The organism is Pseudomonas sp. Pseusp49 (assembly GCF_059491875.1).
Map to the genome: position 1 here is coordinate 4985116 of NZ_CP168514.1, position 21116 is coordinate 5006231.

Annotated in this window: 25 protein-coding genes; 16 read left to right on the forward strand and 9 right to left on the reverse strand. The window is 60.3% G+C overall.

From position 1 onward, the window contains the following. Positions 1–2 precede the first annotated feature (2 nt). The 7 genes from ACEN83_RS22040 to ppnP all read left to right on the forward strand — a co-directional run bounded on the left by ACEN83_RS22040 (position 3) and on the right by ppnP (position 7508). On the forward strand, positions 3–872 hold the full coding sequence (locus ACEN83_RS22040; protein WP_495578440.1) for an SDR family oxidoreductase: 870 nt from the start codon (positions 3–5) through the stop codon (positions 870–872). Between the two features lie 3 nt (positions 873–875). Continuing rightward, positions 876–2492, forward strand: coding sequence for a geranyl-CoA carboxylase subunit beta (atuC, locus tag ACEN83_RS22045; RefSeq protein ID WP_495578441.1), 1617 nt, complete (start codon positions 876–878; stop codon positions 2490–2492). 24 nt (positions 2493–2516) lie between these two features. Continuing rightward, positions 2517–3674, forward strand: a complete 1158-nt coding sequence (gene atuD / locus ACEN83_RS22050; protein WP_007973453.1) for a citronellyl-CoA dehydrogenase — start codon at positions 2517–2519, stop codon at positions 3672–3674. Next, positions 3671–4468, forward strand: coding sequence for an enoyl-CoA hydratase/isomerase family protein (locus ACEN83_RS22055; RefSeq protein WP_495578442.1), 798 nt, complete (start codon positions 3671–3673; stop codon positions 4466–4468). Before atuD ends, ACEN83_RS22055 begins: the two co-directional genes overlap by 4 nt. A gap of 111 nt (positions 4469–4579) precedes the next feature. Beyond that, positions 4580–6541, forward strand: coding sequence for an acetyl/propionyl/methylcrotonyl-CoA carboxylase subunit alpha (locus ACEN83_RS22060; protein WP_495578443.1), 1962 nt, complete (start codon positions 4580–4582; stop codon positions 6539–6541). Positions 6542–6611: 70 nt separating this feature from the next. Next, entirely contained in the window at positions 6612–7154 is a 543-nt protein-coding gene (locus ACEN83_RS22065) for a 3'-5' exonuclease (protein ID WP_495578444.1), read from the forward strand. A 69-nt stretch (positions 7155–7223) separates the two neighbouring features. After that, complete coding sequence (gene ppnP, locus ACEN83_RS22070) at positions 7224–7508, forward strand: pyrimidine/purine nucleoside phosphorylase (protein ID WP_007973461.1); 285 nt, start codon at positions 7224–7226, stop codon at positions 7506–7508. Positions 7509–7593: 85 nt separating this feature from the next. Here the strand turns inward: ppnP and ACEN83_RS22075 are convergent, their stop codons facing one another. Together ACEN83_RS22075 and ACEN83_RS22080 are read right to left on the reverse strand one after the other, a co-directional pair. Then, the gene (locus ACEN83_RS22075; RefSeq protein ID WP_495578445.1) at positions 7594–8400 is read right to left on the reverse strand and encodes an MOSC domain-containing protein; all 807 of its coding nucleotides are present in this window, start codon (positions 8398–8400) and stop codon (positions 7594–7596) included. Positions 8401–8590: 190 nt separating this feature from the next. Continuing rightward, positions 8591–9526, reverse strand: coding sequence for a chemotaxis protein CheV (locus ACEN83_RS22080; RefSeq protein ID WP_007973464.1), 936 nt, complete (start codon positions 9524–9526; stop codon positions 8591–8593). 460 nt (positions 9527–9986) lie between these two features. Here ACEN83_RS22080 and ACEN83_RS22085 point away from each other — a divergent pair, with 460 nt between their 5' ends. The 3 genes from ACEN83_RS22085 to ACEN83_RS22095 all read left to right on the forward strand — a co-directional run bounded on the left by ACEN83_RS22085 (position 9987) and on the right by ACEN83_RS22095 (position 12455). Beyond that, positions 9987–10457 (forward strand): hypothetical protein, encoded by a 471-nt coding sequence (locus ACEN83_RS22085; RefSeq protein ID WP_116580094.1) that lies wholly within the window; start codon positions 9987–9989, stop codon positions 10455–10457. Positions 10458–10905: 448 nt separating this feature from the next. After that, positions 10906–11799: a sensor histidine kinase gene (locus ACEN83_RS22090; RefSeq protein ID WP_495580902.1), complete on the forward strand. Its 894-nt coding sequence runs from the start codon at positions 10906–10908 to the stop codon at positions 11797–11799. Further along, the gene (locus tag ACEN83_RS22095) at positions 11796–12455 is read left to right on the forward strand and encodes a response regulator (RefSeq protein ID WP_495578446.1); all 660 of its coding nucleotides are present in this window, start codon (positions 11796–11798) and stop codon (positions 12453–12455) included. The genes ACEN83_RS22090 and ACEN83_RS22095 overlap by 4 nt, the downstream gene beginning before the upstream one ends. On the opposite strand, the gene yegS is transcribed toward ACEN83_RS22095, so the two are convergent. Beyond that, a complete protein-coding gene (gene yegS / locus ACEN83_RS22100) occupies positions 12439–13356 on the reverse strand; it encodes a lipid kinase YegS (RefSeq protein ID WP_495578447.1) in 918 nt (305 codons plus the stop codon). The two genes, ACEN83_RS22095 and yegS, sit on opposite strands and share 17 nt — an antisense overlap. A 209-nt stretch (positions 13357–13565) precedes the next feature. On the opposite strand from yegS, the gene ACEN83_RS22105 reads away from it, so the two are divergent. Beyond that, positions 13566–13820: a hypothetical protein gene (locus tag ACEN83_RS22105; protein ID WP_495578448.1), complete on the forward strand. Its 255-nt coding sequence runs from the start codon at positions 13566–13568 to the stop codon at positions 13818–13820. Positions 13821–13885: 65 nt separating this feature from the next. Here ACEN83_RS22105 and ACEN83_RS22110 read toward each other — a convergent pair whose 3' ends face one another. Both ACEN83_RS22110 and moaB read right to left on the reverse strand, forming a co-directional pair. Further along, entirely contained in the window at positions 13886–15073 is a 1188-nt protein-coding gene (locus ACEN83_RS22110; protein ID WP_495580903.1) for a molybdopterin molybdotransferase MoeA, read from the reverse strand. Positions 15074–15095: 22 nt separating this feature from the next. Beyond that, positions 15096–15635 (reverse strand): molybdenum cofactor biosynthesis protein B, encoded by a 540-nt coding sequence (gene moaB, locus ACEN83_RS22115; RefSeq protein ID WP_007973474.1) that lies wholly within the window; start codon positions 15633–15635, stop codon positions 15096–15098. Positions 15636–15716: 81 nt separating this feature from the next. Here moaB and mobA point away from each other — a divergent pair, with 81 nt between their 5' ends. Then, a complete protein-coding gene (mobA, locus tag ACEN83_RS22120; protein WP_007973477.1) occupies positions 15717–16331 on the forward strand; it encodes a molybdenum cofactor guanylyltransferase MobA in 615 nt (204 codons plus the stop codon). 76 nt (positions 16332–16407) lie between these two features. Further along, positions 16408–16629, forward strand: a complete 222-nt coding sequence (locus ACEN83_RS22125) for a YgdI/YgdR family lipoprotein (protein WP_007973479.1) — start codon at positions 16408–16410, stop codon at positions 16627–16629. Positions 16630–16714: 85 nt separating this feature from the next. On the opposite strand, the gene ACEN83_RS22130 is transcribed toward ACEN83_RS22125, so the two are convergent. The 4 genes from ACEN83_RS22130 to ACEN83_RS22145 form a co-directional block, all read right to left on the reverse strand. Next, positions 16715–17605 (reverse strand): pseudouridine synthase, encoded by an 891-nt coding sequence (locus ACEN83_RS22130; protein ID WP_218482891.1) that lies wholly within the window; start codon positions 17603–17605, stop codon positions 16715–16717. A gap of 63 nt (positions 17606–17668) precedes the next feature. Then, on the reverse strand, positions 17669–17986 hold the full coding sequence (locus tag ACEN83_RS22135) for a transcriptional regulator (protein ID WP_495578449.1): 318 nt from the start codon (positions 17984–17986) through the stop codon (positions 17669–17671). A gap of 172 nt (positions 17987–18158) precedes the next feature. Beyond that, complete coding sequence (locus tag ACEN83_RS22140; protein WP_007973483.1) at positions 18159–18395, reverse strand: glutaredoxin family protein; 237 nt, start codon at positions 18393–18395, stop codon at positions 18159–18161. 104 nt (positions 18396–18499) lie between these two features. Continuing rightward, positions 18500–19708 carry an ammonium transporter gene (locus tag ACEN83_RS22145; RefSeq protein WP_007973484.1) on the reverse strand — a complete coding sequence of 403 codons (1209 nt, stop codon included), beginning with the start codon at positions 19706–19708 and terminating at the stop codon, positions 18500–18502. Between the two features lie 328 nt (positions 19709–20036). On the opposite strand from ACEN83_RS22145, the gene ACEN83_RS22150 reads away from it, so the two are divergent. The 3 genes from ACEN83_RS22150 to ACEN83_RS22160 are packed head-to-tail and all read left to right on the forward strand — an operon-like array spanning position 20037 to position 21083. Then, positions 20037–20351 carry an ElaB/YgaM/YqjD family protein gene (locus tag ACEN83_RS22150; RefSeq protein ID WP_495578450.1) on the forward strand — a complete coding sequence of 105 codons (315 nt, stop codon included), beginning with the start codon at positions 20037–20039 and terminating at the stop codon, positions 20349–20351. Position 20352: 1 nt separating this feature from the next. Further along, complete coding sequence (locus tag ACEN83_RS22155) at positions 20353–20742, forward strand: phage holin family protein (RefSeq protein ID WP_102700817.1); 390 nt, start codon at positions 20353–20355, stop codon at positions 20740–20742. Then, positions 20739–21083, forward strand: coding sequence for a hypothetical protein (locus tag ACEN83_RS22160; RefSeq protein WP_104448904.1), 345 nt, complete (start codon positions 20739–20741; stop codon positions 21081–21083). Before ACEN83_RS22155 ends, ACEN83_RS22160 begins: the two co-directional genes overlap by 4 nt. Positions 21084–21116 lie beyond the last annotated feature (33 nt).

Genomic DNA, 21116 nt, shown 5'->3' on the forward strand with positions numbered 1-21116 from the left:
CCATGGCCTACGATTCGATTTTCAAAGCCGATTTGTTTGCCGGCCAAAACATCATCGTCACCGGTGGCGGCAGCGGCAGCGGCCGCTGCACCGCCCACGAACTGGCGGCCCTCGGCGCCCATGTGCTGCTGGTCGGGCGCAAGGCCGACAAGCTCAAAACCGTTGCAGCGGAAATCGCCGAAGACGGTGGCAAGGCCGACTGGGCCGTTTGCGATATCCGCGAGGAAGAATCGGTGCAGCACCTGGTCAGCGAACTGATTCGCAAGCACGGTCCGATCCATGGCCTGGTCAACAATGCCGGCGGGCAGTACCCGTCGCCGTTGTCCTCGATCAACCAGAAGGGTTTCGAAACCGTTATGCGCACCAATCTGGTGGGCGGCTTCCTGATGGCCCGGGAAGTGTTCAACCAGTCCATGAGCCAGCACGGCGGCGCCATCGTCAACATGCTCGCCGACATGTGGGGCGGCATGCCCGGCATGGGCCACTCCGGCGCGGCACGTTCGGGCATGGACAACCTGACCAAGACCGCCGCGTACGAATGGGGTCATGCCGGCGTGCGGGTCAACGCCGTGGCGCCGGGCTGGGTTGCCTCCAGCGGCATGGATACCTACGAAGGCGCCTTCAAGGCCGTGATCCCGACCCTGCGCGAACACGTACCGCTCAAGCGCATCGGCACCGAATCGGAAGTCAGCGCGGCGATCGTTTTCCTGCTCAGCCCGGCAGCGGCGTTCGTCAGCGGCAGCACCCTGCGCATCGACGGCGCCGCCAGCCTCGGCGGGCGTGCCTGGCCGATCCATAAAGCGACCAACAGTGAGTCGTACAACGGTTTCCACCGCGCCTACATTCCCGACGTGTTGAAGGATAAGGAATAACCCATGCCGGTGATCCAGTCGCAACTCGATCCCCACAGCGAACCGTTCGCCCAGAACCGTACGGCGATGCTGAGCGCCATCGAACAAATCCGCGTGCTCGAACAGAACCTGCTGGACAAGGCCGCCGAAGCCAAACCCAGGTTCGAAAAACGCGGTCAGTTATTGCCCCGCGAACGCCTCAATCTGCTGCTGGACCCTGGCGCGCCGTTTCTCGAACTGGCGAGCCTGGCCGGCTACAAGCTGCACGACGACAAGGACGGCAGCTCTGCCGGTGGCGGCCTGATTGCCGGCATCGGCTATGTGTCTGGCGTGCGTGTGCTGGTGGTGGCGAACAACAGCGCGATCAGGGGCGGGACTATCTCCCCCAGCGGCTTGAAGAAATCCCTGCGCCTGCAACAGATCGCCATGGAAAACAAACTGCCGGTGATCACCCTCGCCGAAAGCGGCGGCGCCAATCTCAATTACGCGGCAGAGATTTTCGTCGAAGGCGCGCGCAGCTTTGCCAATCAGGCGCGGATGTCGGCCATGGGTTTGCCCCAGGTGACTGTGGTGCACGGCTCGGCCACGGCGGGCGGTGCCTATCAGCCGGGTTTGTCGGATTACGTGGTGGTGGTGCGCGGCAAGGCCAAGCTGTTTCTCGCCGGGCCGCCCCTGCTCAAGGCCGCCACCGGCGAAGTCGCGACCGATGAAGAGCTGGGCGGCGCCGAGATGCACGCACAAATCGCCGGCACCGCCGAATACCTGGCTGAAAACGACGCCGACGGAGTGCGACAGGTACGCGAGATCGTCAGCCTGCTGCCGTGGAACGAGCAGTTGCCCAAACCGCCCGAACGACGCTGGGAGGAGCCGCTGTACCCTATCGACGAACTGCTCGGCCTGATCCCGGATGACCCGAAAAAACCCTACGACGTACGCGAAATCATCGCCAGGCTTGCCGACGCTTCGAACTTTCTTGAGTTCAAGGGCGAGTTCGATCAGCAGACCGTCTGCGGTCACCTGAAAATTCAGGGCCGCGCCTGTGGCTTCATCGGCAACAACGGCCCGATCACGCCCAAGGGCGCGAGCAAGGCTGCGCAATTCATTCAGCTGTGCGACCAGAGCCAGACGCCGCTGCTGTTTTTCCACAACACCACCGGGTTCATGGTCGGCACCGAATCCGAACAGCAGGGCGTGATCAAACACGGCGCGAAGATGATTCAAGCGGTGGCCAACGCCCGAGTGCCGAAGCTGACCATAGTCGTTGGCGGCTCCTACGGTGCCGGCAACTATGCAATGTGCGGACGCGGTCTCGACCCGCGTTTCATCTTCGCCTGGCCCAACAGCCGCACCGCCGTGATGGGCGGCGCGCAAGCCGGCAAGGTACTGCGCATCGTCACCGAGGCCAAACAGGCCAAGGACGGCCTGGTGCCCGATCCGAAGATGCTCGACATGCTGGAACAAGTCACCGCGCAGAAACTCGACAGCCAGTCCACGGCGCTCTACGGCAGCGCCAATCTGTGGGACGACGGTTTGATCGACCCGCGCGATACCCGAACCTTGCTCGGTTACTTGCTGGATATCTGTCACGAGGCCGAGGTGCGGCCATTGCAAGCCAACAGTTTTGGCGTAGCCCGGCTCTAGGCCGGCTCAAGGAGAACAATAAAAATGATCTTCACCCAGGAACACGAAGCACTGCGCCGCACCGTACGCCAATTCGTCGAGCACGAGATCAACCCGCACGTCGAGGAATGGGAAAAGGCCGGGCGCTTCCCCATCCACGACATCTTCCGCAAGGCCGGCGATCTCGGCTTGCTGGGCATCTCCAAACCGGAAAAATTCGGTGGCATGGGGCTCGACTACAGCTATTCGATCGTCGCCGCCGAAGAATTCGGCACCATTCATTGCGGCGGCATCCCGATGTCCATCGGCGTGCAGACCGACATGTGCACCCCGGCACTGGCCCGGTTCGGCTCCGATGAATTGCGCGAGGAATTCCTGCGCCCGGCCATCAGCGGCGAGCAGGTCGGCTGCATCGGTGTTTCCGAAGTCGGTGCCGGCTCCGACGTCGCCGGGCTGAAAACCACCGCGCGCAAGGACGGCGACGACTATGTGATCAACGGCAGCAAGATGTGGATCACCAACTCGCCGAGCGCCGACTTCATCTGTCTGCTGGCCAATACGTCGGACGACAAGCCGCACATCAACAAGTCGCTGATCATGGTGCCGATGAAGACGCCGGGCATCAGCTTGAGCTCGCACCTGGACAAGCTCGGCATGCGCAGTTCGGAAACCGCCCAGGTGTTTTTCGACAACGTGCGCGTGCCGCAACGCAACCGCATCGGCCATGAGGGCGCGGGGTTCATGATGCAGATGCTGCAGTTCCAGGAGGAGCGCCTGTTCGGCGCGGCCAACATGATCAAGGGCCTGGAGTATTGCGTCGACAGCACCATCGAATACTGCAAGGAACGCAAAACCTTCGGTAATGCGCTGATCGACAATCAGGTCATCCACTTCCGTCTCGCTGAGCTGCAAACCGAGATCGAATGCCTGCGGGCGCTGGTCTATCAGGCCACCGAGCAATACGTCAAAGGCCAGGACGTCACGCGCCTGGCCTCGATGGCCAAGCTCAAGGCCGGGCGGCTGGGCCGCGAAGTCAGCGACAGCTGCCTGCAATATTGGGGTGGCATGGGCTTCATGTGGGACAACCCGGTGGCCCGCGCCTACCGCGATGTGCGGCTGGTGTCGATAGGCGGCGGCGCCGACGAAATCATGCTGGGGATCATTTGCAAGTTGATGGGCATCCTGCCGGGGAAAAAGAAATGAACAACCTGCCGGTTTGCCAGACCCTGCTGCTGGAACTGCACAACGGCGTGTTGCACGTCACCCTCAACCGCCCGGAATGCCGCAATGCGATGAGCTTGCAAATGGTCGCCGAGTTGCGCGCGGTGCTGGCGGCGGTACGCGATAAACCGGGAGTTCGCGCACTGGTGATCGGTGGCGTCGGCGGGCACTTCTGTGCTGGCGGCGACATCAAGGACATGGCCAATGCCCGCGCTCAAGGCCCCACTGCGCACCGGGACCTGAACCGGGTGTTCGGCGCACTGCTGCAAGAGGTGCAACACGCACCGCAAGTGGTGATCACGGTGCTGCAAGGCGCGGTACTCGGCGGTGGTCTCGGCCTGGCCTGCGTCAGCGATATCGCCCTGGCTGATCACCAGGCGCAATTCGGCCTGCCGGAAACCAGCCTGGGTCTGCTGCCGGCGCAGATCGCGCCATTCGTGGTCCAGCGCATCGGCCTGACCGAGACCCGGCGACTGGCCCTGACTGCGGCCCGGTTTGATGGTCACCAGGCACGGCGCATGGGGTTGGTGCATTTTGTCGAGCATGATCCGCAGGCCCTGGCCGAGCGTCTCGATGAGGTGTTGGCCCATGTCTTGTGTTGTGCGCCGGGGGCGAATGCGGCGACCAAGAAACTTCTGCTGGCGAGTGCCGGACAACCGTCGGATGCCCTGCTGGATCAGGCTGCCGAATGGTTCAGCGAAGCGGTGACCGGAGCAGAAGGCGTCGAGGGAACGATGGCCTTCGTGCAAAAACGCAAACCGGGCTGGGCCTCCTGAAAAGCTTCGCTGGCAAGCCAGCTCCCACACTGGAATGCATTTCAAATGTGGGAGCGGGCTTGCTCGCGAAGAGGCCCGAACAAACACCGCACAACCTGAGAGACACCTCCCATGCCCGGACTCAAGAAAATCCTCATCGCCAACCGCGGTGAAATCGCCTGCCGCATCCAGCGCACGGCCCAGGCGCTGGGCTATCGCACGGTTGCGGTGTTCAGCGATGCCGACGCCGATGCATTGCATGTGCAGATGGCCGACGAGGCGGTCAACATCGGTCCGGCCGCGGTGCAACAGTCTTATTTGAACATCCCGGCCATCCTCGAAGCCGCCCGGCGTACGGGCGCGGATGCGATTCATCCGGGCTACGGTTTCCTCTCGGAAAACGCCGGGTTTGCCCGCGCTTGCCAGGACGCCGGCATCACCTTCATCGGCCCCAGCCCCGAGGCCATCGAACTGATGGGCAGCAAGCGCCTGTCGAAGATCGCCATGATCGAAGCCGGTGTGCCCTGCATTAAAGGCTATCAAGGCGCCGAACAGGACGACGCCACCCTGAGCCGCGAAGCCGAGCGCATCGGCTATCCCTTGATGATCAAGGCCAGCGCGGGTGGCGGTGGACGCGGAATGCGCCTGGTGCACGAAGCCGGCAACCTGCTGGAACAGATTCGCACGGCGCGCTCCGAGGCCCTGAACGGATTTGGCAGCGACGAACTGATTCTCGAACAGGCATTGATCGAACCCCGTCATGTCGAGATTCAGCTGTTCGGTGACCGGCATGGCAACTTGATTTACCTCGGCGAGCGCGATTGTTCGGTGCAGCGCCGGCACCAGAAAGTCATCGAGGAAGCCCCCTGCCCGGTGATGACGACTGAACTGCGGCAGGCCATGGGCGAAGCAGCGCTCAAGGCCGGCCGGGCAGTACATTACGTCGGCGCGGGCACCGTGGAGTTTCTGCTGGATGCCCAGGGGCAGTTCTATTTCCTGGAGATGAACACCCGACTGCAAGTCGAGCACCCGGTGACCGAATTGATCACCGGGCTAGACCTGGTGGCCTGGCAACTGAACATCGCCGAAGGGCAACCACTGCCCTTGCGCCAGGAACAGGTGCAACTCACGGGCCACGCCATGGAAGTGCGCCTGTATGCCGAAGACCCGGCCCAGGGTTTCCTGCCGCAAACCGGTCGCGTCGTGGCCTGGGAACCGGGATTGCAGGAGGGCGTGCGGATCGACCATGGCCTGATCGAAGGTCAGCTCATCAGTCCCTTCTACGACCCGATGCTCGGCAAGCTCATCGCCCACGGCGCCACCCGCGAGGAGGCCCGGCGCAAATTGCTGCGAGCGGTACAGGACAGCGTGCTGCTGGGCGTGCAATGCAATCAGCGTTTGCTCGAAAGCCTGCTGGAGCACCCGCAGTTCGCCAGCGGTGACTTCAGTACCGGGTTCATCGCGCAGCACTTTGCCGACCCTGCCTGTCTGCAGTCACATACCCCGGACGCTCAACACCTGGCCATCGCAACCGCCCTCTTCTATCAAGATTCGGCACAGGCTCATCCCGCCCCGCTGGGCGGTTGGCGCAACAATGCCAGCGTGCCCCTGCACTATCGCATCGGCCTTGAGGATCAGGACTGGGTGGTGACGTTGCAGGCAATCCCGGGTGAACCATTGCGCATTCAGGTCGCCGAACGCTGCCTCGAGCTGAAGGTCCTCCACTGCGACGGACGCCGGGCCACCCTCGAAATCGATGGCATCCGCCAGCGCCACGCCTATCGCCTGGAGGCAGGGCAACTCTGGCTGTTCAGCCGGCCGGGCAGCTTGCAGTTTGCCGATCGCACTCAGGCGCAGGTTTCCAGCCGGGCCAGTGTCAGTTGCGGCACCCTCAAGGCCCCGATGGACGGTGCGATTGTCGACGTCCTGGTCAATGAAGGCAGCCCGGTCACCAAGGGTCAGCTGCTGGTGGTACTGGAAGCGATGAAAATGGAGCACCCCTTGAAATCAGGCATCGACGGTGTCCTGAAACGCTTGCAGGTCAAAGTCGGGGATCAGGTGAAAAACCGGCAGATACTGTTGGAGGTCGAATAAGGCGCTAGGCGGAACCGCCGGGTTTGGCTACGCTCAAACCCTACAGGACGCGGATACCAGGAACCCTGCAATGCCTCATTGGCTGGTCATTGATCTGGAGGCCACCACCGATGAGGGTGGATGGCCCGTAACGGATATGGAAATCATTGAAATCGGCGCCACCCTGGTGGACCGCAAGGGACGCGAACTGGACCAGTTCCAGCGCTTCGTCCGCCCCTTGCGGCGGCCGTTGCTGACGCCATTTTGCCGCGAGCTGACGCACATCACCCAAGCCAACATCGATGCGGCGCAACCGCTGGGCGAAGTCTGGCCGGCGTTTGAACGCTGGCTCGGCCATCACCAAACGCGACTTGAAGGCTGGGTCAGCTGGGGCGACTACGATCGCAAACAGTTGCTTCAGGAATGGCAGCGACTGGGGCTCGCCAGTGTGCTGGCCAACGTGCCCCACATGAACCTCAAACAGCGCTTTGCCAAGGCCAGGCGCCTGGAACGCCCGCTGGGGCTCAACGGCGCCCTGCAACTGGCCGGACTGCAGTTCACCGGCCAGCAACACCGGGCGCTGGAAGATGCGCGCAATACCGCACGCCTGCTGCCACTGGTTCTTCCGCTTTAGACAGGTGACGACACTCAGGGCCTTGTGCATACTGGCCGGCCCTTTTTAGCCCTTTTCGAGGAATCGCCCATGTTTAAAGTCAACGAGTACTTCGACGGCACCGTCAAGTCGATCGCCTTTGGCACCGCAGAAGGTCCAGCGACCATCGGCGTCATGGCTCCGGGCGAATACGAATTCGGCACCAGCCAGCGTGAAATCATGCACGTGGTCAGCGGCGCATTGACCGTCAAACTGCCAGACAGCAACGACTGGGAAACCTTCGCCGCCGGCAGCCAGTTCAACGTGCCGGCCAACAGCAAGTTTCAGTTGAAAGTGGCCGTCGACACCGCTTACCTGTGTGAATACCGCGGCTAAACCCGCAGGCTTTGCCGAAATAAAGGTCAGCACAATAAAAATGCCCGTGTTTTTCGACACGGGCATTTTTTTGCTCTGCGCAAAATTATTCGAGGATCTCCACCGGCATGCCGACCTCGAGTCGACCGTTGCCGTCGTTGACCAGGTTCTGGCCAAACATCGCGCCGTCCACCTGCGAACGGTATTTCTGCAAGGTTGCCAGGGGTTCGCGGTCGTCGCTGCGCTCGCCGGTTTGCGGGTCGATGGTGGTCAGGATGCAACGTGAGCAGGACTTGACCACGCGGAACTCGACATCGCCGATGCGGATACGCTTCCAGCCGTCCTCGGCGAAGGCTTCACTGCCTTCGATCACCAGGTTGGGCCGGAAACGCAGCATCTCCAACGGACGCCCGACCCGTTTCGACAAGTCCTCGAGAGAGGCCTGGCCGATCAGCAACAGCGGATAGCCATCGGCGAACGCCACCTGGTCGTCATCCTTGCCGTAGCCCGCCTCCGTCATCCGCGCCCGATCCAGCGGCACTTGCACCAGGCGTGTCGGTTTACCAATAAATTCGCTGACCCAGGCTGCGGCTGCATCGCCTGCATCGGGGACCCGCAAAGTATCGCGCCAGATCGTCACGCCACGCAGTTCTGCATCGCTACCAGGCAAGGCAATGTCGATCGGCGAATGGCCCGGCGCACGGAGGGTCAAGCCGCCTTCGGCATTCCACAACGCCGACAACTGGCTCATCTGCGCCACCGCACGCTGGGTCAGGAAACGACCGCTGGCTTCATCCACCAGCATCCAGCGGCGATCGCCGTCCAGACCCAGTTTATCGAGACCGATCTGTTGCAGCGTCTCGCCCTTGGCGGACTTCAACGGATAACGATACAGCGCGCTCAGACGCAACATGGCCAGCTCCCTGTCAGGCAAAACGCCACACTATACGAGCTTGATGATCGAATCAAAGACTGACAACCAAACATCACAAACCCTGTGGGAGCAGGCTTGCTCGCGAAAGCGGAGTGTCAGTCGATCACTATGCCAACTGTCACACCGCCTTCGCGAGCAAGCCCGCTCCCACAGGTTGTGCAGGCCCCGCTCAGGCCGGTACTTCGTCAAGCATCAGGCGCTGGCGTACCACGTCGACGAGTTTGTCCGGCTGGAATTTGGAGAGGAAATTGTCGCAGCCGACCTTTTTCACCATCGAATCGTTGAAGCTGCCGGACAAAGAGGTGTGCAGCACCACGTACAAGCCACGCAGACGCGGATCGTTGCGAATTTCGGTGGTCAGGCGATAGCCATCCATTTCCGGCATTTCCGCATCGGTAAAGACCATCAGCAGTTTCTCGGTCATGTCCACGCCGGTGTCGGCCCAGGCCTTGAGCATGTTCAAGGCCTTCAATCCGTCGCTGGCGATGTGCATCTTCACGCCCAGCTGTCCCAGGGTATCGCGCAATTGCGCCAGGGCCACGTTCGAGTCATCCACCAGCAGCACCTCACGGCCACGGGCGCGCTCCAGTACCGGATCTTCGAGCTTGTCACGGGAGACCTTGGCGTTGTACGGGACGATTTCGGCCAGGACTTTCTCGACGTCGATGATTTCCACCAGTTGATCATCGACCTTGCTGATGGCGGTCAGATAATGCTGGCGACCGGCACTGCTCGGTGGCGGCAGGATGGCTTCCCAGTTCATATTGACGATCCGGTCCACGCCACCAACCAGGAAGGCCTGAACTGAACGGTTGTATTCGGTGACGATAATCGTGCTGCCAGGCCCCGGCACCAACGGACGCATGCCGATGGCCTGGGACAGGTCGATCACCGGCAGGGTCTGGCCGCGCAGATTGACCACGCCGCAGACAAAAGGATGGCGCTGCGGCATCAGCGTCAGCTTTGGCAACTGCAGGACTTCCTGTACTTTAAAGACGTTGATCGCGAATAATTGCCGTCCGGCGAGCCGGAACATGAGAATTTCCAGGCGATTCTCACCCACCAGTTGCGTGCGTTGGTCTACCGTGTCGAGAATGCCGGCCATCAATGACTCCTGGTCTTGTTCGGATGAATTCACTTAGAGAAGGTTATCGGCTGTTTTTGCCGAAGCTTGACCCTCTCTAAAATGCCACGCACAGGCATTGATGTCACATTAACATCATGCTTTACTGGCGGTGTGATTACATCTGCTGCACTTCTGCGCCGCGACCCCGGTTCTTGCGAAAGGTTCCGCTGCGTAAGGGATTCCCCTATCAACAATCAGGTGCAACCTGATATTCGCAATATCCAATAGCCATTAATGTGACGCCATTCTCATTGCATGAACGGAGTCAGGCTTTTGTGTGCGATCGCAAGCCAGTGGCCAACCACCTTCTCGGTTTCCCAGCCTGTCTCCGGGCCAGCCGCCGTTCGTTCACCCGACGACTCGGCAATGCCGGGGTTCCGAACGCCCTCGTCGACACACACGCTATCCCCTCATTTGACATGACGTTGTGGAGATAAGTATGCCGAACGACCGTAAAGAGTGGGCCCAGCGGCTCCCGGAGTTTCTCGTCGAGGCTGAAACACTCCTGGCCAAGACCGAGGAATGCCTGAGCCATCTGCAGTTGATCAGCAATGACAAGGACGCCATCGACTGCATGCTGAGCACGCTGCTCAAGCTGGCCAACAAGGCCGATGCCCTGGCGTTGGCGGCCGTGTCTGAGTTTTCGCTGCATATTCATGGGTTGCTGAACCACGCGCAGCACACCATGAGCCTGCACGACGAGGCGCTGAGCGCCCTGAAAGACTGTCTGACCCTGATTGCCTGGCAACTCGAACTCATCGACCAGACCACCGGGCAGCTCAGCCTCGACGACAGCGAGCAGGTCACCCTTATCGAAGCCTTTGCCTTCCAGGTCGGGCAAAGCCGGTTTCAGCCACCGGTCAATTCCAGGCCACTCACCCTCGTGCCCTATTCGGAACGACGGGCCTGAACTGATCCAACGATGCCGTATGGCGTGGTTTGGTTATCAGTACCGCGCTGTTACTTGAGTGCGCATATGTCGCAAATGAGTATTTCATAGCTATAAGCGACATTCTTAAAACAACCACCATTGTCGATCGACATTTGCGCGCCCGCCTTGATCAGGTAGTGCCTGGTATCAACAGCAACTCCCTTGGGCTATCGGCATTTTGCGATGGCAACAGCCAACGCGTTCCATTAGGGAAGCATTGTCTAAACGACTTGATTCCTGTCTTTTCGGACATCTATACGGACGCGACCAACGGTATCTTAAGTGCTACTATGCCGCCTGTTAGTTGACGCCAATTTATGGCTGTGTGATCGCAGTCGAACTCGTCGGCGCTCCACATAAAAAACAGGGGCCTGTCAGCCAGCATGACCGGTCAGCCCGCAGCGAACATCCATTGGCTCCATCCGCTATGTACGCCAGCCTCAAGTCAATCGCCAAGTGGCCGCCCTCCCGGGAAAATGCCCGCAGATTCACGCTGTTGCTATGCGCCTGCTCGACCCTCGGCAGTTTGCTGGTCCATGGATTGTCCATTCCGTTGCCCCTGTCATTGCTGGTGCTCAACATTGCAGCGCTGACCAGTGTTGCCGTGCAGTACTGCCTCTCGCGCAAGTCGATCAAATTCCAGCCTCAGGAGCTGGCCGACCGGCTGTTACAGGTCCAGGAAAACGAGCGTCACCGACTGAGCCGCGAACTGCATGACGACATCGGTCAATTGCTGACCGCCGCAAAATTGCAAAGTGACTGGCTCAAACGACGGATGCCCGAAGAGCTCCAGGGACAATGCACGGTCCTGTGCGACACGCTGGAAGAAACCCTGGCCAAAGTTCGTGACGTATCCGCCATTCTCAATCCCCGGCAGTTGACCAGCCTCGGGCTGGAAGCCAGTCTGCGGGCACACCTGCTCAAGACCCTGGCCAACACCCCGGTGCACTGGAGCCTGGAATGCCAGCAACGCTTGACCGGCATACCGGAGGAAATGGCCGTGGCGGCTTTTCGCATTACCCAGGAAGCGGTCACCAACATCCTGCGACATGCCCAGGCCAAGAACCTGCTGATATGCCTGCAGCGCTTGCCCCAAGGCCTGAGATTGCAGATCAGCGATGATGGTCAGGGCTTCGCCCCCGCAACGGACCCAGGTCGCGAAGGGCAACGGGGTATGGCCGGGATGTCGGAACGGATCGATCAACTGGGCGGCACGCTGACCGTTACCAGCGAGCCGGGCAAAGGCACTCAAATCGAAGCTCTATTTCCCTGGGCGCCCCGTGCGCTCGAACGGGCCAGTTCGAATAAGGTTATGCATTGACTTGTAATTTACTACTGGTGGATGACCACTCGCTGATCAGGGCTGGCGTGCGCGCCCTGGTAATGGACCTGCCCGGCTACGCCGTCATCGGTGAGGCCAATGACGGCTCGCAGTTGCTCGAAATGGTCGGGCATCTGTCCCCGGATATAGTCCTGCTGGATATTTCGATGCGCCAGACCGGCGGCCTCGAAGCCTTGCAACAGCTCAAGCGGGTGCGCCCGCAGAGCAAGGTCCTGATCCTGTCGATGCACACCGACCCGGCCCTCATCATGCAGGCCCTGGAGTCCGGCGCCCACGGCTACCTGCTCAAGGACACCACGGCGACCGAACTCGAGCACGCGCTGGACGCCTTGCGCAACAACGAACGCTATCTGAGCCCGGCCATTGCCCACACGGTGATCACCCAGGCCCTGACCCGAAATCAGAAGCAACAGCCCGAACCTGCCGACTCGCACAACCTGACGGCACGCCAGCTGGAAATCCTGCGGTTGATCGTTCGCGGCAAATCCACCCGAGAGATCGCCAACGGCCTGGGTTTGAGCGTCAAGACCGTCGAAACCCACCGCTCGCAGATCATGAAGCGTTTGCAGATCTACGATGTAGCCGGCCTGGTGTTGTTCGCCGTGCGTGAACACATCATCAGCCTTGATGACTAGACACTTCACTGGCCCGTAGCAGCGGCGAATCCTCAGGCAGATGCACGAGCAACGCCGCTGGACGCACCGAAAAACGCAGGTTGTCCCCTTCCAGCGGTTCACCATCCAGGTTGATGTACAACCCTTCCGAAACCTTGATCTCGACCCAGGGCAGGCGCGCACGGACAAACATGTTGTCGATGCCAAAACCTTCGGTCAGCAGGTTTTTCAATGTACCGACCACCTCCTGCGGTGCCGGCAGGATACTGATGTCGAGCAAACCATCATCGACCAGGGCCTGTGGGCACAATTCCCGCCCGCCACCGGCCTGACGGCCGTTGCCGATACCCAGTGCCAGCAGATCGCCGCTCCAGTGGAAATCCGGTCCCTGCAACTCACCGTAGGCGGTATGCAGCTCATTGAAGCGTGACAGGCCGGTGAACAGGTACGCCGCACCGCCGAGGATTTTCTTCAAGTCCTCCGGGGTGTTCGCCGTGACATGGCTGCCAAACCCACCAGTCGCCATGTTCAGGAATATCTGCCCGTCGACTTCCCCCAGATCAATGGCGGTCGGCGCGGTATCAAGTAAGGCCAGCGCCTGATCAGGCTGCAGGGGTACGCCCGCCGCACGCGCAAAATCGTTGGCGGTGCCCAGCGGCATCAGTACCAGGCTGGCTTTTTTCGAGTGCTCCGCCATGGCCTCGGCGATATCGCGCAAGGTGCCATCGCCGCCACCGGCAATGATCTGTCGATAACCGGCCGCCAACGCTTCGGCCACCAGTCTCTGCGCATCACCGGCTTCCCAGGTCAATCGAACAACCAGCTCCCAGCCTTGCTCACGCCGGCTTTCGACGGCGGCGCGAACCGCCTCGTTGAGTGCCTGTTTGCCATGCAGAATCAACAGTGCCTTGCGATCGCTCATTGCTTCACTCCCCGGTTTGGATGGCATCTGGGAGATGTTGACCGCGCAGGCGCCGTTAAAGGTCGCCAGAAAACCAATTATTTCCAGTCAGGCAACTTGATCCCCCCAAGGCGGGATTTTTCTTACAAAACGTGAGGAATCTGCTCAATTGACCGGAAATCCGAATTGGTAGACCTTGGGGCTTGCGCAGGACATCACAGGGACGTGCCATGCATGGTCAAAACCCTGGATCACCGGCCAGCACAAAAGCCACGGGAGAAAAAGATATGGAACCTCGCGTCACCGAGCTGGAAACACACCTCAAGCACATACGCAGGGACCTGGACGACATCCGCGGTGACGTCAAATCCATCAAGCACAGGCTCGCCTACTCCGCCTGCGGAACGGTCGTGATCCTCGGTCTCCTTGGCTGGATCGCCAATAGCCGTTTCGAGCAGGTCATTTCATTGTTCCTGGCACATTGAATGGCCATCAAGCAAAAACCCGGTTCAATCAACCGGGCTCTTGCTTGGCCAATCCGCCGAAGCGGTCAGCTCAGGACTTCGCTCAACGGAATGAAGAAAACGCTATCGCCCTGAACCAGCGTGCGACCTTCCAGGACTTCTACCAGTCCATCAGCCCAGGCAGCGCTGCGCAGTACGCCGGAGCTCTGGTTTTTGTAGATCGTCGCCCTGCCGTTTTCCAGCCGTCCACGCAAATACTCCCGCCGATTGCCAGGCTGGGGCCAGTCAAACCCTGCAGGCACCTGCACCTTCAACGGCTCGACGTCCTTTACACCCTGACGACGCAGGAGATAGGGCCTGGTCAACAAGGCAAAGGTCACGAGGGTCGATGCCGGATTGCCCGGCAAGCCGATCACGGGTACACCGCGGAAATGCCCGAACGTCAAAGGTTTGCCGGGCTTGATGGCGAGTTTCCATAGCGTCAACTCGCCTTCTTCACGCAAGGCGATACCCAGAAAATCAGCTTCTCCCACCGACACGCCACCGGTCGAGAGGATCAGGTCGACATCTTTCAACTCACCCAATCGGGAACGAGTAGTTTGCAGATCGTCCGGGAGAATGCCCGCGTCGACGACCTCACAGCCCAGACGCTGCAACCAGCTGCACAGCAACACGCGGTTGCTGTTGTAGATCTGTCCCGGCCCCAGAGGCTGGCCCGGTTCAATCAATTCGTCGCCGGTCGACAGCACCGCCACACGGACCTTGCGAACGACCTCAAGCTCGGCGCAGCCCAATGAGGCAGCCAGCCCTTGCTCGATCGGCCCCAGGCGCGTGCCTGCCGGCAGAATCAACTCGCCGACGGTTGTTTCCTGGCCTTGCGGGCGGATGTTCTGGCCCTGGCTCAAGGCTTGCGTGAAACGCACTCGCTCATCCGCCTGGACCTCGGCGTTTTCCTGCATTTCGACGCAATCGGCACCGGCGGGTACAGGCGCGCCGGTAAAAATGCGTGCACAGGTTCCAGGTTGCAACGGATCGGGGGCCTGGCCGGCAAACACCTTCTGGCTGACCACCAACGGCTCTCCCGTCCAGTCAGCCAGGCGCAAGGCATACCCGTCCATGGCACTGTTGGGCCAGGGCGGCAGATCAAGGGTCGACAGCAGGTCTTCAGCCAGTACACGCCCCTGCACCTGCGCCAATGGCAAGCGTTCACGCTCGACAATCCGCGTGGCCTCGGCCATTTCCAGCAAGCGTGCCAATGCCTCCTCGACGGGCATCAGGCTGCCGGTCTTGCCCGGCTTACCCACGGGATTCACAAGGCGCTGCCTGTTTCAGGTGAGGCACGAAATTGCACGGGCGATGTCGCGAATCCAGCTGTTCGGCCAGAATGCCGTCCCAACCGGTGCGCACGGCATTGGTCGAACCCGGCAAGCAGCAAACCAGCGTGCCATTGGCCAGGCCGGCCAACGTCCGGGACTGAACGGTCGAGGTACCGATATCGGCAACCGAGATCTGGCGGAACAGCTCACCGAATCCATCGACCTGCTTGTCCAGCAGGCAGCTGACGGCTTCCGGTGTGCTGTCACGCCCGGTAAAACCGGTTCCGCCGGTGATCAGCACTACCTGCACGACATCGTCGGCAATCCAGTTGGCGACTTGCGCACGAATTTTGTAGAGGTCATCTTTGAGCAACACCCGGGCAGCCAGGTAATGACCGGCAGCGGTCAAGCGGTCGACAAAGAGCTGGCCCGAGGTGTCGGTGTCCAGCGTGCGGGTATCGCTCACAGTCAGCACTGCAATGTTCAGCGGTGCGAAAGGTACATCAGCCTTGGCTTTCATAGGCTCGTCCAGTTGTAGGAGAAACAGCCCGGTGTTATATCACAGCGCTCCGTTTTTTCGCCGCTCCCATGGAGACCTGCCATGACCATGAATTCACAATTGCCACCCTGCTCCATTCTGCTCCTGGCGGGCGGTCGCGGCCAACGCATGGGGGGGCGGGACAAAGGATTGCTGGACTGGCGCGGCGAACCGCTGATTGCTCACTTGCATCGCAAGACCCGCCCGCTGACCGATGACCTGATCATCTCCTGCAACCGCAACCTTGAGAAGTATGCGCCCTACGCCGACCAGTTGGTCCACGACGATGAAGGTGACTTCCCCGGCCCCCTGGCGGGAATTCGGGCGGGCCTGGAAGCCGCTCGCCATACTCATATGCTGGTCCTGCCCTGTGACGTTCCGGGCATCGATGCAGCGCTGATCGGCACCATGCGCGAGACCGCCAACCTGAATCCGGACAAGCCGCTGATGGTGCGGCACGATGACCACTGGGAGCCGTTGTTGTGTGTGATTCCGGTGCTGCACCGGGCAGCCTTTGAAAAGGCCTGGAACGAGGGTGAGCGCAGCCCTGGCCGGTTGATGCGCAAGCTCGGCGCGACCGCGCTGCAATGCCCCGACAAGGACCCTCGGCTGGCCAATCTCAATACGCCGGAACTATTAAGCGGTCATGTAAGCGGTCATGACACTGTGTCAGACTGACATTGATCAGGAACTTGCGCGGACGGTTCACGTCTCAAGTTCACTAACCAAAGAATTCTTATTCGGAGACACACTCATGATGCAACGGACCCTCGCCACTTTCATGCTCGCACTTGGCCTCGCCACCCTCGCCGGTTGCGCGTCGCCTACGGTGATCACCTTGAATGACGGTCGCGAAATCCAGGCCGTCGACACACCAGAGTTCGACAAGGATTCCGGCTTCTACGAATTCGAACAGCTCGATGGCAAACAGACCCGCATCAACAAAGATCAGGTGCGTACCGTCAAGGAGCTGTAATCGGGTGCCGCCGGATACAGAAAAGCCCGCTTGATGCGGGCTTTTTCATGCCTGAAGAACAGCACTTCAGGGGCGCCGTTCAGGATCACCATTGCAGGGTGATTTCACTCTCGAACTCACGCGCCTGGCCCGTGACCGGGTCGATGAACCTCAACCCCTGAGCCAGCAGTTTCAAAGGATTGGCGTAGTCATCCTGCGCATCCTTGAGCACCTCGGGGTAAAACGGGTCGTTGCAGATAGCGGCGCCCAACGCCGCCATGTGTACCCGCAGCTGATGTTTCTTGCCTGTCACCGGGTAAAGAGCATACCGCCAGAGTTTCTCCTGCTTCTCCCTGACTTCGATCGCCGTCTCGGTGTTGCAGGCCCCAGGCCCTTCCTGCATGCGGAAGAACGGCTCGCCATCGACCAGCCGGCTTTTATGAACCCGCGGGAAAGCAAGTTCAGGCAACGCCGCTGCGATGGCCTCGTAGCGCTTTTCGATCTGCCGGGTTGGAAACAACGACTGATAAGCCGAACGACTCTGCGGATTGGCGGAAAACAGTACCAGCCCTGCGGTATGCCGGTCGATGCGATGCAATGGCACCAGATGCGGATTGTCCAGGCGACGGATCAAGCGCCTGAGTAGCGTCTGTTCGACGTATTCGCCAGCCGGCGTCACCGGCAGAAAGTGCGGTTTGTCGGCCACCACCAGATGCTCGTCCGCGTACAGAATCGACTCGATCACCGGGATCGGCTTTTCATCCGGCACTTCGCGAAAATAATGTATCCGCAAACCTTCCCTGTAGGCCAGATCGAGGGCTATCGGCATGCCCTGCCCATCGAGGACTCGACCACGGGCGATTCTGTCCAGCCATTGTTCACGACCGATGGCGCTGAAATGCTCGCACAGGCAATCGACAACGGTCTGCCACGGACCAGGTGGCAAGTACAGCGTACTGGCCTGGCTGTGTGCGGCGGAAAAAGAAGAAGTGGACATACGAAAGCTCTAACCCTCAGTGCAGAGCGGCATTATCCAACAGCACGGGGAATGAACCTAGCCTCAAGCCGGAATCCGTGTACGCGCCGCCGCTTCAGTGTATTCCTTGAGCCAGCGCAATACATCGACCGCCTCCCAGCGAGCGGGGTCATAGAGGGCGTACAACAACCCCTGATAACCCACGACATCGAGTTGCCGGTGATACCCCGCGCGTTGAAACAAGGCTTCGATTTCTGCGAAACAGGTATTGAAATGCGTTTTGTTGAAGGGTGTCTTGCCCTCGGTCACCAGTCCATCCAGACGCAACTCAAGAACGGCTTCACTCACGACGTCTGCAGACATCCGGTTCACGCTGCTCTTCAACTGTTCGACATTGACCACGATTCATCCCTCTCACGCCCGGGCTTGTCTGCTCGCTGCCGAAAATCAGCAGCGGCAATGCAGGCACCACGAATAACTGTATGCGCATACAGTATCCGATCAGTACCGGATAAGCCAAGGGGATCAATCGCAAAGTTCGACAGGCGGGAAGTAACATCGGCGCAAAAGCCACTTAACGCAAGAACGCCACCACCTCATCGGCACTGAACGGCCAGCCCAGTTCAGCGCCGGTGTCGACCCGCCGCAACACCGGAATACGCAGGCTGTAGGCGGCGAACCAGGTTTCATCGTCGGCGATATCCACCAGTTCCACCAGCAGACCGCGCTCGACAAACTCCATCAACATGGCTTCGGCTACTTCACAGAGATGGCATCCAAGGGTGCCGAACAGCTGACATTCGGGAAGCATGAGCGCTCAACCAGAAAATGAAGTGACCATTCTAGGCCTGCTCCGAAAAACCGTCGAGCCATTGAGTCTCCTGCCTGATGCCACCGACGATGATGAGACCTGTGTCAGTCCTGGCTCACGGCGCCGATCTTGTGGATCGACAGGTCCGCGCCGTAATACTCCTGCTCCTGACTCAGGCGCAATCCATGCAGAGCCTTGATCACGCCATACACGGCAAACCCGCCGGCCAGTGCCACGGTGACGCCCAGTGCCGTGCCGATCAACTGGCTGATCAGGCTGACCCCACCCAGCCCGCCCAAAGCGCTCTGGCCGAAAATGCCGCAGGCAATACCGCCCCACACGCCGCACAAGCCGTGCAGCGGCCAGACACCCAGTACATCGTCGATACGCCATTTGACCTGAGCGGCAGTAAAGCACCAGACAAACAACGCCCCCGCGACGGCGCCGGTCACCAGCGCCCCTACCGGGTGCATCAGGTCGGAACCGGCGCAGATCGCCACCAGCCCCGCCAACGGGCCGTTGTGCAGAAATCCGGGGTCGTTGCGCCCGACGATCAGCGCGGCCACCGTACCGCCCACCATGGCCATCAATGAGTTCACCGCCACCAGTCCACTGACACCTTGCAGGGTTTGCGCGCTCATGACGTTGAAGCCGAACCAGCCAACAATCAGGATCCACGAGCCCAACGCCAGAAACGGGATGCTCGAAGGCGCGAACGCCACCAGCCGACCTTCGCGATAGCGGCCATTTCGCGGCCCGAGCAACAGCACCGCCGCCAGTGCCAGCCAACCGCCCATGGCATGCACCACCACCGAACCTGCGAAATCATGGAAACCGGCGCCAAAGCGCTCCAGCAGCCAGGCTTGCAAACCCAGGTTGCCATTCCAGACCATGCCTTCGAAGAACGGATAGATGAACGCGACAATCAACGCGGTTGCACACAGCTGCGGGACAAACCGGGCGCGTTCGGCGATTCCTCCGGAAATGATCGCGGGAATCGCCGCGGCAAAGGTCAGCAGGAAGAAAAACTTCACCAGTCCATAACCATGGTCGGCATTGAGCACGGCCGCCGGTTGCATGAACGTCACGCCATAAGAAATCCAATAGCCTATAAAGAAGTAGGCCAGTGTCGATACGGCGAAGTCGCTGAGGATTTTCGACAAGGCATTGACCTGGTTTTTCTGTCGCACGGTTCCGACTTCGAGAAAGGCAAAACCGGCGTGCATGGCCAGTACCATGACCGCACCGATCAGAATGAACAGCGTGTTGGAGCTATGGACCAGGGTGTCCACGGCGCTTTGCAGATTTTCCATGGGATGGGCAGACCTTATGGCAGAAAAAAGCACCAAAGCAGTTCGCGATGACTGCCCATGCACCAAGTTGCAGCTTCGAAGCATCAGAGGACTGATCTCGTTGAACCGCCTTGGTGCACGGACACCGCCCGGGAAAAACGTGACCCGGACGTTTGCGCGAGTTTTTGATTGTTGGTCCTACGGTTTTACTGAAATCATGCCCGGCTATAGCGCAATGGTGCGGACCGGCGCACCACGACACAGCAAAAGTTGTACCAGTCATTTGTACTGAACCTTCGCCGAAGGCTCATACTCGAACGCATCAGAAAGCCACTTATGGAGATCCACCATGGCCCGCATCCAGGCAAAGACTGCTCAAGAAATCCTGATGAACGACTTTCAGACACTGGTCAGTGACACCGAACGGTTGCTGGAGCACACCGCGACCCTGGCCGGCGACCAGGCCGACGAGTTGCGCGAGCAGATTCACGACAGTCTCTTGCGTGCCCGTGAAACCCTGAAGCTGACCGAAGACTCCCTGCGCGAACGCGGCAAGGCGGCTGTCACCGCCACCGAAGACTATGTCCAGGCCAACCCTTGGCAATCGGTCGGGATCGCGGCCGGCATGGGTTTCCTGATCGGCCTGCTGGCCAGCCGGCGCTGATATGTCGATCGGTGAATCCGACCCGTCTGCGACGGGAACAAGCTCCTCATCGCGGCGCCTGGGTGCTGCCTTCCTGGGGTTGCTGCACAGCCATGTCGAACTGTTCGGCATCGAGTTGCAGGAACAGAAAGCCCGCACCGTCAGCCTGTTGCTGTTTGCCGGTCTGGCGCTGGTGTTTGCGTTGCTGCTGTTGGTAGGGCTGTCGACGCTGGTGCTGATCGTGTTCTGGGACACCTATCGCCTGACCGCCATCATCGGGCTCTGCGTGTTCTACACCCTCGCCGCCATATTCTGCGCGATGCGTTTGAGGGCAGCGATTTTCGATGAGTCCTCGCCCTTCCACGGTACGCTGGAAGAGCTGGCCAACGATCGGGAGCGCCTGCTGCCATGAACCTGCCTGAATTGCCACACAACAGCTCACGCACGGAAATGCGCAAGGCGCTGATTCGCCTGCGCATGGAAATGCACCGCCAGGAAATCCGCCACGAATCCGCGCAACTGCTGCAACCTTTGCAACGCGTGCGCGGGATGACGCAGAACCTGCAGGACGGTTTCGGCATCAAACACGCTCCACTCTGGGGCGTGGCCGCCGTCACCTTGCTGGGCTTTCTGACCGGCAAGGGCGCTAAGAACGGTGGCGGCCTCAGCAGCCTGACCCGGCTGATCCGCCTCGGCACCACACTGGGGCCGCTGATCAAACTGATCATGCAGGGCTCTTCGCGCAAAGACTGATCAGTTTCCTTCTGGCTACGCTCTTGCAGTGTC